General features: G+C 71.7%; 12 protein-coding genes. 5 read left to right on the forward strand and 7 right to left on the reverse strand.

Translation table 11 applies throughout. From position 1 onward, the window contains the following. Window positions 1-42: 42 nt before the first annotated feature. Complete coding sequence (locus tag LCL87_RS08530) at window positions 43-735, reverse strand: TetR-like C-terminal domain-containing protein (RefSeq protein WP_225018626.1); 693 nt, start codon at window positions 733-735, stop codon at window positions 43-45. A gap of 141 nt (window positions 736-876) precedes the next feature. Here LCL87_RS08530 and LCL87_RS08535 point away from each other — a divergent pair, with 141 nt between their 5' ends. After that, entirely contained in the window at window positions 877-1,824 is a 948-nt protein-coding gene (locus LCL87_RS08535) for an NAD-dependent epimerase/dehydratase family protein (RefSeq protein ID WP_225018628.1), read from the forward strand. Window positions 1,825-1,833: 9 nt separating this feature from the next. Next, window positions 1,834-3,138, forward strand: a complete 1,305-nt coding sequence (locus tag LCL87_RS08540; protein ID WP_225018630.1) for an MFS transporter — start codon at window positions 1,834-1,836, stop codon at window positions 3,136-3,138. Here the strand turns inward: LCL87_RS08540 and LCL87_RS08545 are convergent. Then, window positions 3,135-3,644: a hypothetical protein gene (locus LCL87_RS08545; RefSeq protein ID WP_225018632.1), complete on the reverse strand. Its 510-nt coding sequence runs from the start codon at window positions 3,642-3,644 to the stop codon at window positions 3,135-3,137. The two genes, LCL87_RS08540 and LCL87_RS08545, sit on opposite strands and share 4 nt — an antisense overlap. Before the next feature lie 115 nt (window positions 3,645-3,759). On the opposite strand from LCL87_RS08545, the gene LCL87_RS08550 reads away from it, so the two are divergent. Next, window positions 3,760-5,292, forward strand: coding sequence for a glycoside hydrolase family 183 protein (locus LCL87_RS08550; RefSeq protein ID WP_225018634.1), 1,533 nt, complete (start codon window positions 3,760-3,762; stop codon window positions 5,290-5,292). Here LCL87_RS08550 and LCL87_RS08555 read toward each other — a convergent pair. The 5 genes from LCL87_RS08555 to LCL87_RS08575 all read right to left on the reverse strand — a co-directional run bounded on the left by LCL87_RS08555 (window position 5,265) and on the right by LCL87_RS08575 (window position 9,856). Then, window positions 5,265-6,359, reverse strand: coding sequence for an ATP-binding cassette domain-containing protein (locus tag LCL87_RS08555; protein ID WP_225018636.1), 1,095 nt, complete (start codon window positions 6,357-6,359; stop codon window positions 5,265-5,267). The two genes, LCL87_RS08550 and LCL87_RS08555, sit on opposite strands and share 28 nt — an antisense overlap. Beyond that, on the reverse strand, window positions 6,356-7,162 hold the full coding sequence (locus LCL87_RS08560; RefSeq protein ID WP_225018638.1) for an ABC transporter permease: 807 nt from the start codon (window positions 7,160-7,162) through the stop codon (window positions 6,356-6,358). Before LCL87_RS08560 ends, LCL87_RS08555 begins: the two co-directional genes overlap by 4 nt. Then, window positions 7,159-7,935 carry a molybdate ABC transporter substrate-binding protein gene (modA, locus tag LCL87_RS08565; RefSeq protein ID WP_510850721.1) on the reverse strand — a complete coding sequence of 259 codons (777 nt, stop codon included), beginning with the start codon at window positions 7,933-7,935 and terminating at the stop codon, window positions 7,159-7,161. Before modA ends, LCL87_RS08560 begins: the two co-directional genes overlap by 4 nt. Further along, window positions 7,932-8,339 (reverse strand): helix-turn-helix transcriptional regulator, encoded by a 408-nt coding sequence (locus tag LCL87_RS08570; RefSeq protein WP_225018640.1) that lies wholly within the window; start codon window positions 8,337-8,339, stop codon window positions 7,932-7,934. Before LCL87_RS08570 ends, modA begins: the two co-directional genes overlap by 4 nt. A 62-nt stretch (window positions 8,340-8,401) precedes the next feature. Beyond that, window positions 8,402-9,856 carry a CCA tRNA nucleotidyltransferase gene (locus LCL87_RS08575; protein ID WP_225018642.1) on the reverse strand — a complete coding sequence of 485 codons (1,455 nt, stop codon included), beginning with the start codon at window positions 9,854-9,856 and terminating at the stop codon, window positions 8,402-8,404. A gap of 125 nt (window positions 9,857-9,981) precedes the next feature. On the opposite strand from LCL87_RS08575, the gene LCL87_RS08580 reads away from it, so the two are divergent. Next, window positions 9,982-10,545, forward strand: coding sequence for an NUDIX hydrolase (locus tag LCL87_RS08580; protein WP_225018644.1), 564 nt, complete (start codon window positions 9,982-9,984; stop codon window positions 10,543-10,545). After that, window positions 10,542-13,007, forward strand: a complete 2,466-nt coding sequence (locus tag LCL87_RS08585) for a glycoprotein (RefSeq protein WP_225018646.1) — start codon at window positions 10,542-10,544, stop codon at window positions 13,005-13,007. The genes LCL87_RS08580 and LCL87_RS08585 overlap by 4 nt, the downstream gene beginning before the upstream one ends. The last annotated feature ends 140 nt before the right edge of the window (window positions 13,008-13,147 follow it).

Consider the following 13,147-nt stretch of genomic DNA (forward strand, 5'->3'; position numbering starts at 1 on the left):
AGGGGTATGCCGTCGACGTGTCGTCGGCCACGTTCCGCCGGATCAATCCAGACCGAGAATCCGGTCCAGCACCGCGAGGTGGTGCCCGAAGAGCGCGGCCGGGTCCGTGAACGTGCCGGCGCCGTACTGCCCGAACACCTCGAAGTTCACCGCACCGAACAGCGCCGCCCAGACCAGGACGCCGCGGGCGAGCAGTTCGTCGGGCACGGTCAGTCCCATCTCGGCCCGGATCCGGTCGAGGTCCACCGACAGCACCGGGTCGACCGCCCCGTCCGGCACCGTCAGCGCCCCGGCCCGCTGCGCGTCCTCGATGATGCCGACCAGCGCCACGATCACCCGCGTGCCCGGACCGGTCGTGCGCTCGGCAGGCGCGTGATAGCCGGGAACCGGGCTGCCGAACAGCAGCGCGTACCGCGCGGGCTCGCGCAGACCCCAGGCGCGGACGGCGCGGGCGAGGGCGTGCAGCCGGCCGCGATGGTCGGCGGCGGGCAGCGCGTCGACGGCTGCGTCCACCTCCGCGCCGAGCTCGGTGTAGGCGTCGATCACCAGCAGCGTCAGCAGGTCGTCGCGGCTCGCGACGTACCGGTACACCGCCGACGACACCACACCCAGGTCGCGGGCGACGGCCCGCAGCGACAGCGCCGCCGCACCGTGCGCCGCGAGGTGCTCGCGGCCGATGCGGGTGATCTCGGCGAGCGTCTGCTCGCGGGCGCGTTCGCGCGGGGTGACGGTCATGCGCCCACCCTGCCGGAGATACGAGAGCACTGTCAACAAAAGAGAGCACTGCTCTTGACATGCCGGTCCCGGGAGCGCATGGTGAGAACAGAGAGCACTGCTCTCGCTTCGGAAAATCCCACTCGAGGAAGCGAGCTCGTCATGTCGAATCTGCAGGTAGTGACCGGGGCCGGACCCGTCGGCTGGACCGTCGCCGAACAACTCGCCGACGCCGACCACGACGTACGGGTGCTGACCCGCTCGGGCAGCGGACCGGACCATCCGCGGATCGAGCGCCGCCGGGTCGACGTCTCCGATGCCGCCGCCCTCGCCCCGGCGCTCGACGGCGCCACCGCGGTCTTCCACTGCATCCACGGCTCCGCGTACGACGCCCGCGCGTGGGAGCGGGAGCTGCCCGCCGCCGAGCGGGTGGTGATGGACGCCGCGCAGCGCGTCGGCGCCGTGGTGGTGTTCCCGGAGAGCCTGTACTCGTACGGACGCCCCGACGGCCCGATGACCGAGGACGGCCCCCGCGACGCGACCACCGGCAAGCTCGGCGTCCGCACTCGCCTGCTCGCGGCCCGCGCCGCGCATCCCGTGCCGACGGTCAGCGTCGTCGCGTCCGACTTCTTCGGACCGCACGTGCTGAACGCGCACGCCGGGGAGCGGATGGTCCCGTCGGTCCTGAACGGGAAGACCATCCGGGTCCTGGGACGCGCCGACGTCCCGCACTCGTTCACCTACGTGCCCGATCTGGCAGCGGCGATGATCGCCGCGGCGCACGACCGGACGTTGTGGAACACCGTGCTGCACGCCCCCACGGCACCCGCGGTGACGCAGCGCGAGATGGTTTCGGCGTTCGCCGACGCGGCGGGGGTCCCCGCTCCGAAGGTGGGGACGCTGCCCGGGTGGCTGTTGCGGACCATCGGCGTGGTGCATCGGCCCACCCGGGAACTGGCCGAGACGCTGTACCAGTTCGAGTCGCCGTTCGTGATGGACTCGACGCGCAGCGAGCAGTTGCTGGGCCTGGCACCGACCGCGCTCGGCGACGCCGCGGCCGCGACGGTGCGGTGGTGGCGGAACGAGTTGACGGCCCGGGCCGCCCGATAGGGTTCCCGTGTGCGCAGATGGAGTTCGGTTCGGGGATCGTGGGCGGCCGCCGCCACCACACTGCGCCACTCGCCCGGCCTGGCCCGGCTCACCGCCGTCCGGTTCGCCAGCCAGTACGGCGACGGACTGTTCCAGGCCGCGCTCGGCGGGGCGATCCTGTTCAACCCGGAACGGGAGACCGAACCACTCGCGATCGCGGCCGGTTTCGCGGTGCTGCTGCTGCCGTACTCGGTGATCGGTCCGTTCGCGGGCGCGCTGCTCGACCGGTGGGACCGCCGCGCGGTGCTGCTGTGGGCGAATGCCCTGCGCGGCATCCTGATCCTGGTGATCGCGGCGGCGCTGATCGCCGGGGTGGGGGAGACCCCGCTGCTGCTGTTGGCCCTCGCCGCGATCGGCGTCAGCCGGTTCGTCCTCGCCGGCATCTCCGCGTCACTGCCGCACGTGGTGCGGCAGAGTTGGCTGGTACCAACCAATTCGGTGCTCGCGACCGCCGGTTCGGTGTTCTCCGCGTTGGGCGCGGGGACGGCGGTCGCGGTGATCGGCTTCATGGGCGAGGGGGACGTCGGGTCCGGCACGGCCGTCGCGGTCGGCGCCGTGGGCTCGGTGATCGCCGTGTGGGCCGCGCGCGGATTCGCTCCTCACGCCCTCGGTCCCACCGACACCGTCGCCGACACCCGCGGCACCGCGCTCGCGATCCTCGAGGGCCTACGCGTCGGCGCGACCGCGGTGTGGCAGGCCCCCGGCGTCACCACCGCAATGCTCGGAATCGGGGCGCACCGCATCGCTTTCGGCGTCAACACCCTGTTGTTCGTGTTGATCCTGCGTGACCCGGCAACCGGGGGAGCACTGCCGGGAGGGCTCGCCGGATTCGGAGTGGCGGTGGCCGCGACGGCGGCCGGTCTGCTGCTCGCCGCGCTCGTCACCCCGTGGCTGATCCCCCGACTCGGCCGCCCCCGCACCGTCACCGTCGCGATCGCCTTCGCGCTCGTCGTGCAGGTCACGATGATCGCGACGCTGTCCCAGGTGTGGCTGCTGGCCGGCGCCTTCCTCCTCGGATTCGCCGGACAGACCGTCAAACTCACCGGCGACGCCGCGATGCAGATCGAGATCGACGACGACCGCCGCGGCCAGGTGTTCGCACTGCAGGACACGGTCTTCAACGTCGCGTTCTGCCTGGCCATCGCCGCTGCCGCCACCGTCGTCCCCGCGGACGGCCGCTCGCTCGGCCTGGTCCTCGCGGCCGGCGGCGTCTACGCCCTCAGCCTGGTGGGGATCGCGCTGAACTCGCGGCGCACGGTTCCGGAATCGGGCTAGACGCCCTCCCGCCGCACCGTGTCGAGCCGACCGTCGCCGTCGGTGTCGCTCAGCCGCACCGACATCCGCCCCGGCTCCTCCTCTGGCACCAACAACGTGTCGTACCGGGACGAATCCCGCGCAGCGACCAGAACGTAGTCGGGCGTCCCGTCGCGGTCGCGGTCGACGATCTCGTCGTCCCGCGCGCCGTCGTCGTCGAAGTCCACCCGGCCCCATTCGCGCGGATCGTCGACCACTGTCGGGGCCGAAACCTGCTGTCCCCACACCCCGTTGCGCGCCGGGTCCGTGAAATAGCGGGCCTCCGGGGCCCCGACGTCGAGCACCACCCGGTCTGCGACGCCGTCGTCGTCGCTGTCCCACATGGCGTCGTCGAGCAGGCCGTCGCCGTCGAAGTCCAGGCGCACCGCGTCGAAACCGCCGTCCCCATCGATGTCGAGGTCCGCCGGCGACGTCCACATGCTCGTCGCGCCGTCGCCGGTTCCGAACCAGTACTCGAGTCCGTCCATATCCTTCTTCGACGCACCACACCGCGACACGGTTCCGTCACGGTCGACACCGTTGCGCCGGGGGAGGAGACCACGCCGGGTTAGGTTCGGCGGACATCGCTGCCGGACGGAACTGATGGTCGTGCCACGGATTCTGACGTCGCTACTCGCCGCCACCGCCACGGGACTGGCCCTTGCCTCAGCCCCCGCCGCGGCGCAGGCCCCCGGCCCGGCGGCCTCCACCAACGCGTGCGGCGAGCAGGGTTTCGACCCGTCCGTGCGCGATCCGCAGCCGACGCCGGCCGATCCGCCCGTCGTCGGTGTGCCGGTGCCGTATCCCGAGTTCGTCCCGGTGCCGCTGCCGGACCCCGCCCCGGACCAGACCCGGGTGCCGCAGGATCCGCTGCCCGACGACCCGTGCACCGATCCGTGCCCGGACCTCACCGATCCCGGCGGCGAACCGCTTGCACCCGATGCCGGGCCATCACCCGAATCGGGCTCCGGGTCGGGTTCCGGTTCGGGATCAGGATCCGGTTCGTTGTCGTTGCCGCGCATCGAGATCCAGCCCCGACCCGAGACGATTCCGATCCCGATCCCCGGCGACGACCCGGGCCCCGAACCACAGCCGGCACCGCCCCTCGACGTCGGCACGATCGAACCCGGCCCGCTCACCCCACCGATCGGCACCCCGCCGGTGCTCGCGGTGGATCTGGTGTCGCAGGTGACCGGTCCGGGTTCCGAGAACCGCACCGACAAACGCTGGCAGGTGAGCGGCACCGACCTCGGCATCACGTGGGAGAGCCGACCCGGCGAGGTGTCCATCGCGTTCGGCGACACCTTCGGGCTGGACTGGACTCCGCCCGGCGCGAACGGGCAGGACTGGCGCAGCAACACCCTCGGGCACAGCACCGACACCGATCTCGCCGACGGCCTGACGATCGAGTCGATGGTGCAGGACAGCCGCTGCCACGCCGCCGAGATCATCGCGTCCCGGCACATCCCCAACTGGGAGACCACCACCATCCCGACGTCCGGGTTCGCGATCGGCGACCGCCAGTACCTGTCCTACATGTCGGTGCGACGCTGGAGCGTGATCCCCGGCATGTGGTACACGAACTACGGCGGCATCGCCTACTCCGACGACGGCGGACAGACGTGGACCGAGGACCAGCACGCCAAGTGGGACAACATCTTCGGCATGAATCGCTTCCAGGTGACGGCGATGGTGCCGCAGGGCGACCACGTGTACATGTTCGGCACCCCCAACGGACGGATGGGCGCCGTCGGCCTGGCCCGGGTCCCGGTCGACAAGCTGCTCAACCCCAGCGCCTACCAGTACTGGGTGTCCGGATCCTGGGTGCCGGTGGTCGAGCACCTCGCGACACCCCTCGTCGCCGGCGCCGCGAGCGAGCTGTCCGTCCGCTACGACGCCGCCGAGCAGCAGTGGCTCATGAGCTATCTCGACCCGATGGCCGGACGGATCATCCTGCGCCGCTCCGCGAGCCCGCAGGGCGTGTGGTCGGACGGCGCCACCCTCGTCGACGACGACGAGTACCCCAAGTTGTACGGCGGCTTCATGCACCCGTGGTCCACGCCGGACGCGCTGTACTTCACGATGTCCGAGTGGGACAGCTACAACGTCTATCTCATGCGGGCGGAGCTCGGGTAGACCGCGACCTCGGTGGCCTTGACGGCGAACCACACGTCGTCGCCGGGGGCCAGGTCGAGCTGCGCGACGGCGGCGGCGGTGACGTCGGCGACCAGCCCGGCGGAGCCGTCGGGGTGGTCGGCGGCGCGCACGCGGATCGCGTGGCCGTGCCGACCGAGCCCCTCGATCTCCGCGATGCGGACTCGGAACACGTTGCGCGGGCTGCCTTCCGGCTGCACGCGATGCACCGCGACCGCGGTGGGACCGAACACCGCGACCGCGGGCTCGCCGTCGTCGCAGCCGTCCTCCGCGATCCCGTGCACGGCGCCGGCGACGGTGTCGAGGACGTCGCCGCGCACCTTGCCCGCCACCAGGTTGATCCCCGCGATCCGGGCCGCGAACGCGCTGCGCGGGCGGGCCAGCACCCGCTCCACCGTCCCCTCCTCGACGACGCGCCCGGCGTCGAGCACCACGACTCGGTCCGCAAGCGAAATCGCATCCAGGACATCGTGAGTCACTATGACCGCGGTGTGGTCACCGGTTCGCAGGACGCGCCGCAGCAGCGCCCGCACCGCGGGCGCGACACCGACGTCGAGGGCGGCCATCGGCTCGTCGAGCAGCAGCAGTTGCGGACCGGCGGCGAGCGCCCGCGCGATCGCGACCCGCTGCGCCTGCCCACCGGACAGTTGCCGGGGCCGACGATTCGCCAGCGCGGCCGCGTCCACCTCGTCGAGCCACCGGTCCGCCACGGCGTAGGCCTCCCGGCGGCCCGCACCGGCGCTGCGCGGCGCGAACGCCACGTTCTCGCGCACCGTGAGGTGCGGGAACAACAGCGCCTCCTGCGCGAGCAGCGCGACGGCCCGCTGATGCGACGGCACCGCAACATCTTTCGCGGTGTCGGTGAGCACCCGGTCGTCGAGCACGACGCGGCCCTCGTCGGGGCGCAGCAGTCCGGCGGCGACGTCGAGCAGCGTCGACTTGCCGGCGCCGTTGGGCCCGAGGATCGCGACCACCTCGCCGGGCGCCACCGAGAGTTCGACGTCGAGTCCGCGGGCGGCGACCCGGGCCCGCAACGCCAGACCGCTCACAGCGCGCCCACCACCCGCCGGGTCCGGGCTCCGACCACGATCAGCACCGCGATGACCACCAGCACCAGTGACAACGCCACCGCCGCCTCGGGGTCGGTCTCCCGCTGCAGGTAGATCTCCAGTGGCAGCGTCCGGGTCACGCCCTGCAGGCTGCCCGCGAACGTGAGAGTGGCGCCGAACTCGCCGAGCGCGCGGGCGAACGACAGCACCGCCCCCGAGATCAGACCCGGCAGCACCAACGGGATCGTGACGCGGAACAGCACCGTCGTCGGGCGGGCGCCGAGCGTCGCGGCGACGGCCTCGTAGCGTCGGCCCGCGGTGCGCAGCGCGCCCTCGAGACTGATCACCAGGAACGGCAGCGCCACGAACGTCTGGGCCAGCACCACCGCCGTCGTGGAGAACGCGATCTGGATGCCCGCCACCTCCAGGTGCTGCCCGATCAGCCCGCGCCGACCGAACGTGTAGAGCAGTGCGAGACCGCCCACGACGGGCGGAAGCACCAAGGGCAGCAACACGAGTGCGCGCAGAGCCGCCAGCCCGGGGAAATCGCACCGGGCCGATACGAGCGCCATCGGCACCCCGAGCAGCAGGCACAGCACGGTGCTGATCGACGCCGTCTTCAGGCTCAGAACCAAGGCATCCAAAGAGGATTCGGAGGTGACCAGGCTCAGGAAGTTCGCCCAGTCCACCCCCGCCAGCATCGCGACGAGCGGCAGCACCACCAGCAGCCCACCCGCGGCCGCGGGCACGTAGATCCAGACCGGCAACCCGGCCGGGACCCGCACCCGCGCCGCGGTGGTCACGGCGCGCCGAAACCGGCCGCCGACAACACCTGTCGCCCCTCGGGGCCGATCACGAACGCGGCGAATTCGCCTGCGACATAGGGATCGTCGGACTTCTGCAGCACCGCGATCGGATACGTGTTGACGATCCGCGCCGATTCCGGGAACGGGACGGCCTCGACCTTGTCCCCCGCGCCCGCCGCGTCGGTGACGTAGACGAGACCGGCGTCGGCCTGCCCCGTCACCACCTTGCCGAGCACGTCGGTCACCGACGACTCCTCGCTGACGGGAGACAGCCGCACCCCGGTCAGGTCCTCGATCCGCTGGGTCGCGTTGCCGCACGGCACCTGCGGCGCACACACCACCACCTTGGTGCCCGGGCGGGCGAGGTCGGCGAACGACGTGATGCCCGCCGGATTCCCGGGCGGTACGACGATCGTCAGGGTGTTGGTCGCGAAGTTCACCGGATCCGACGCCGTCAGCCCCGCCCGGACCGCCTTCGTCATGTTCGCGGTGTCCGCGGACGCGAAGACGTCGGCGGGCGCGCCCTGGTCGATCTGGGTGAACAGGTCCGACGAGCCCGCGAAGTTGAACACCACCCGGGTGTCCGGGTGCTCGGCCTCGAACTGCCGGCCCAGTTCGGTGAACGTCGCGCGCAGCGACGCGGCCGCGAACACCGTGATCGTCTCACCGGATTCGGTGCCGGTGTCCGAGTCTGCGGAGTTGCCGCAGCCCGCCAACAGCATCGTCAGCGCCAGCACCCCGGCCGCGGCGGCCGTCCGCGCGCGCCTCACGCCGACACCGCCGGCGTCTCGACGATCACCGTGGTGGCCTTCACGACGGCCACCGCGATGCTGCCGGGCTCGAGCCTCAGTTCGGTCGCCGACTCGGCGCTCATCAGCGAGACGACGGAGAACGGCCCGCACTGCATCTCCACCTGCGCCATCACGCCGTCGGCCACCACCCGCGTCACCAGACCGGTGAAACGGTTGCGGGCCGAACTGCCCACGCCGAGCGGATTCTCCGGGGCCGGGGCCGCATGGGCTCGCGCGAACTCGGCGAGCTGACGGCCGTCGACGACCATGCGGCCGGCCTCGTCCTTGTGTGAGGCGAGCGTGCCGGCGTCGATCCAGCGCCGCACGGTGTCGTCACTGACGCCGAGCAGCTGGGCCGCGTCCCGTATCCGAATGTCAGGCATGACAGGAGTCTAGATCCGCATCTTCGGACGTCTCAACGAATTCGCCCCGCAGATGCGACCGGTCAATCCTTCGGCTGGTCCGCCCACCACTTCAGCAACTCGGCCTCGGCCTCGTCACGATCGAGCGGTCCGCGGTCCAGGCGAAGTTCCTTGAGGAACTTCCACGCCTTGCCGACCTGCGGGCCGGCCGGGATGCCGAGCAGTTGCATGATCGCGTTGCCGTCCAGGTCCGGGCGCACCCGCGCCAGATCCTCCTGCTCGGCGATCCGGGCGATCCGCTTCTCGAGGTCGTCGTAGGTGGCCTGCAGCTTCGCCGCCCGCCGCTTGTTGCGGGTGGTGCAGTCGGCGCGGACCAGCTTGTGCAACCGCGGCAACATGTCACCGGCGTCGGTGACGTAGCGACGGACCGCCGAATCGGTCCACTGCCCCTCGCCGTAGCCGTGGAAGCGCAGGTGCAGGAACACCAGCTGGCCCACCTCGTCGACCATCTGCTTGGAGTACTTGAGCGCGCGCATCCGCTTGCGCACCATCTTCGCCCCGACCACCTCGTGGTGATGGAAGCTCACGCCACCGCCCGGCTCGTGACGACGGGTCGGCGGCTTCCCCACGTCGTGCAGCAGCGCCGCCCACCGCAGCACCAGGTCCGGGTCGCCGTCCTCGAGGTCGATCGCCTGCTTGAGCACGGTCAGCGAATGCCAGTACACGTCCTTGTGCTGGTGGTGCTCGTCGATCTCGAGCTTCAGCTGGGGAATCTCGGGGATCACCCGGGCCGCGAGCCCGGTCTCGCACATCACGTTGACGCCGTCGATCGGGAACTCGCCGAGGATCAGCTTGTCCAGCTCGGTGTGCACCCGCTCGGCGGTGATCCGCTCGATCTGCTCGGACATGTCGACGATCGCCTCCTGCACGCGCGGCGCGAGCGTGAACCCGAGCTGCGAGACGAAGCGGCACGCGCGCAGCATCCGCAGCGGATCGTCGTTGAACGAGATCTCCGGGGCCGCGGGGGTGTCGAGGACACCCGCGAGGAGCGCGTCCATGCCGTTCAGCGGGTCCACGAACTCGAACGTGCCGCTGCCGTCGACCCGCACCGCCATCGCGTTGACGGTGAAGTCGCGGCGGACCAGGTCCTCGTCCAGCGTCGTGCCGTACTGCACCTCCGGGTTGCGGGTGACCCCGTCGTACGTGTCGGTGCGGTAGGTCGTGATCTCGATCTGGTCGGCGCCCTTGGCCGCGCTGATCGTGCCGAACGCGATGCCGGTGTCCCACTGGTTGTCGGCCCAGCCGCGCAGGATCTGCTGCACCTGCTCGGGGCGCGCGTCGGTGGTGAAGTCGAGGTCGGTGCCGAGGCGGCCCAGGACCGCGTCGCGCACACTGCCGCCCACCAGGTACAGCTCGTGCCCGGCCTCGGTGAAACGCGCACCGAGCGGGTCCAGCACGTCCGACAGACTGCTCAGGGTTCGATGCGCACCGTCAAGCAGTCGGGCGCGCCGCTCGGCATCGGGGGTGGGGGCATTCACGTCAGCAAACCTTACCGAGGTCGCCGCAGCGCCGAACGCACCTCCAGCGAGGACACCGCGCAGCGCGGCCCGGCCTCTGGCGTGGGAGTCCGGCAGGTTGCGCCGGGTCAACTACGATCGATGAGGTGTCCGCCGCCGAACGTGCCAACCGCAGCCGCCGCTCCTCGCGGCGCCGTGGCGCGACTGCGGATCCCGTCAAATCCAAGACCCCGCACCTGCGGACCGTCCGCGAAACCTCCGCCGGCGGACTGGTCGTCGACGGCCTCGGCGGGCCCGAGGACAAGCTGTGCGCGGCCCTCATCGGCCGGACCGACCGGCGCGGACGTCTGCTGTGGTCGCTGCCCAAGGGACACATCGAGCAGGGCGAGACCGCCGAGCAGACGGCGATGCGCGAGGTCGCCGAGGAGACCGGCATCCGCGGTTCCGTCGTCGCCTCCCTCGGCAGCATCGACTACTGGTTCGTCACCGAGGGCCGGCGCGTCCACAAGACCGTGCACCACTACCTGATGCGGTCCCTCGGCGGTGAGCTGTCCGACGCGGACATCGAGGTCACCGAGGTCGCGTGGGTGCCGCTGTCGGAGCTGGACTCCCGGCTCGCCTACGCCGACGAACGCAAGCTCGCCGAGATCGCCGGCCAGCTCATCGCCGAGATGGGCGCCTCCCCGGTGAGGGAGACCGACGCCGAATGACCCTGGCATCGCGTCCCGCACGGAGACGACCCGGTGCCGCGATCCAGACGGTGCTGGCGCTCGTCCTGATGCTGATCGGCGCCGTCACCGGGACAGCCGCAATCGGTGTGGCGTCCGCGCAACCACTGCCGTCGAGCCCGCTCGGCCGCGCCGAAGCCGCGACGATCCCGGACCGCACGCAGACCACGAAGGCCCGGAGCCAGCCCAAGTTCCTCGAACTGCACATCGACGGGGTGACCCCGTCGACCGTCACCACGACGTCGGACCCCGTCGTCACCGTCACGGGCACCGTCGCGAACATCGGCGACCGTCCGGTGACCGACGTCGGCGTGCGGTTGCAGCGGGCGCCCCGCGTCGACTCGGGCGAGGAACTACGCACCTCGCTCGACATGGATCAGGGCGAGTTCGACGTCGCCGGCCCGTTCGTGCAGGTCACCTCGGAGCTGGCGGAGGGCGAGCAGAAGCAGTTCGTGCTCTCGCTGCCGCTGCGCTCGCTCACCGGATCGTCGCTCGACGTCACCGAGCCCGGGGTCTACCCACTCCTGGTGAACGTGAACGGCACCCCCGAGTACGGCGGTCAGGCTCGGCTCGACGACGCCCGCTTCCTGCTCCCGGTGCTCGGGCTGCCGCGGGCCGCCGGCAGCGCCCCGGAAACCGCGCCCCAGGTCACCGAGAACTCGCCCACCGCCCCGGTGCCGCCCGACACGTCAGCCCCGGTGGCGCTGACGATGCTGTGGCCGCTCGCCGACCGGCCCCGGCTCGCGGCGGGGGTCCCGGGATCGGTCACCGAGAAGGTCCGCCTCACCGACGACGACCTCGCCACCTCGCTGTCCTCGGGCGGCCGGCTCGACGAACTCCTCGGCGCCGTCGAGTACGCGACCGGCCCGGACGTCGACCGCGACCGCCGGCTCACCGACACCCTGTGCCTGGCCGTCGACCCCGACCTGCTGATCACCGTCAGCAACATGACGCAGGGCTATCTCGTCGTCGACGATCCGGCCGCCCCCAACGGACCCGCCCGCGAGGGCACGGGACGGGACGCCGCCGCCGCGTGGCTCGACCGCCTCGAGGCCCTCGCCCGCACGATGTGCATCACGTCGGTGCCGTTCGGCCAGGTGGACCTCTCCGCGCTCAGCCGCGTCGACGAGCCCACGCTCACCGACAGCGCGCTGAAAGCGCCCGCCGACATCGTCGACTCGATCCTCGGTGTCACCTCGCTGCGGAACGTCACGTGGCCCGACTCCGGGGTCCTCGACGACGCGTCCGCGCAGCTGCTGCACGAGATCGGACCGACCACGACGCTGCTGGCCGCCAACGCGGTCGAGTCGCCGGCCCGGGCGGGCAGCAAGGTCGTCGTCGCGGGTGGGGGAGCGGACGCCGTCACCGCCGGACTGTTCGACGTCTCCACCGGCGCGGCGCTCGCCGCCGTCGGCGCGGACCCGCAGACGCCGTCGTACGTGCCCGATCGCGCGCGCTACAACGTGGACCGCGACTCACGCACCGCACGCCTGCAGGACGCCCTCGGCGCGATGTCGTGGACGGCGCTGCAGTCGCCGGGATCCACCACGGGCCCGAACCGGCCGGCCGACCGGCCGATGCTCATCGTGCCGCCGCAGCAGTGGTCGGCGGACGGCGACGAGGCCGCGGCCGTGCTGTCGACGGCGTCGACGCTGCTGCGGTCGGGGCTCGCGACGCCCAAGCCGCTGGCCCGGGTCGCCGACCAGCCGCCGACGTCCCCGGCGACCGCGTCGCTGGCCTACCCGGAGCAGGCCATCGTCGACGGCACGCCCCAGTCCGTCGAGCGGGAGGTGGGTGCGCAGGAACCGCGCATCGACGAACTGATGGATGCCCTCGTCGACGATCCGCAGGCACCGCTGACGCCCACCCGGTTCCTCGCGCCGCTGCGGGAGGACCTGCTCCGCGCCATGACGCTGTCCGGGCGCCGCGAACAGAACGACGCCGACATCGCGGCCGACGCGGCCGCCGAGCAGCGGGTGAGCGCGGTCGCCACCACGATCGACGGCATGTACGCGTCGGTCACGATCCTCGCGCCGGGCGGGGTGTACACGCTCGCGTCCGAGCAGAGTCCGCTGCTGCTGGTGGCCCGGAACGAACTGCCCGTCGCTATCACCGTGCAACTGCGGGTCGACGCCCCCGCCGAGATGCACATCACCGACATCGGGCCGCAGCAACTGCCGCCGCGGGGCAGCCGATCGTTGCAGGTGCCCGCCGAGATCGCCGACCGGCGCACCATGGTGGTCGACTTCTCACTCGCCACCGAAAGCGGCCAGAGCCTGGGCGAACAGACGTCCGTCACGGTGCGGTCGAATGCGTACGGCCAGGCTTTGGCGATAATTACGGCGTGCGCTGGTGCACTTCTGCTGTTCCTGGCCGGGCGACGACTCTGGCACCGGTTCCGTGGCCAGCCCGATAAAGCCGACGAAGGGTATGAACGTCCATGACCGAGAACTCTCGCGACGAGGGCGCTCGGTCGTCGGCGCGGCCGGAACCGTGGAACCGCGGGCCCGCGCCCGAACGCCGTTCTCCCGAGCAGCCCGCACCGCCCGTCCGGCGTCCGGTCCCGCCGCAGCAGAACGGCCCG

Source organism: Prescottella equi (assembly GCF_020171745.1).
GTDB classification, from domain to species: domain Bacteria; phylum Actinomycetota; class Actinomycetes; order Mycobacteriales; family Mycobacteriaceae; genus Prescottella; species Prescottella equi_A.

What these genes read in the sequence shown, in the direction of transcription:
- LCL87_RS08530 (WP_225018626.1), bottom strand. Translation starts at nt 735, where the DNA reads ATGACCGTCACCCCGCGCGAACGCGCCCGCGAGCAGACGCTCGCCGAG.
- LCL87_RS08535 (WP_225018628.1), top strand. Translation starts at nt 877, where the DNA reads ATGTCGAATCTGCAGGTAGTGACCGGGGCCGGACCCGTCGGCTGGACC.
- LCL87_RS08545 (WP_225018632.1), bottom strand. Translation starts at nt 3,644, where the DNA reads ATGGACGGACTCGAGTACTGGTTCGGAACCGGCGACGGCGCGACGAGC.
- LCL87_RS08550 (WP_225018634.1), top strand. Translation starts at nt 3,760, where the DNA reads ATGGTCGTGCCACGGATTCTGACGTCGCTACTCGCCGCCACCGCCACG.
- LCL87_RS08570 (WP_225018640.1), bottom strand. Translation starts at nt 8,339, where the DNA reads ATGCCTGACATTCGGATACGGGACGCGGCCCAGCTGCTCGGCGTCAGT.
- LCL87_RS08585 (WP_225018646.1), top strand. Translation starts at nt 10,542, where the DNA reads ATGACCCTGGCATCGCGTCCCGCACGGAGACGACCCGGTGCCGCGATC.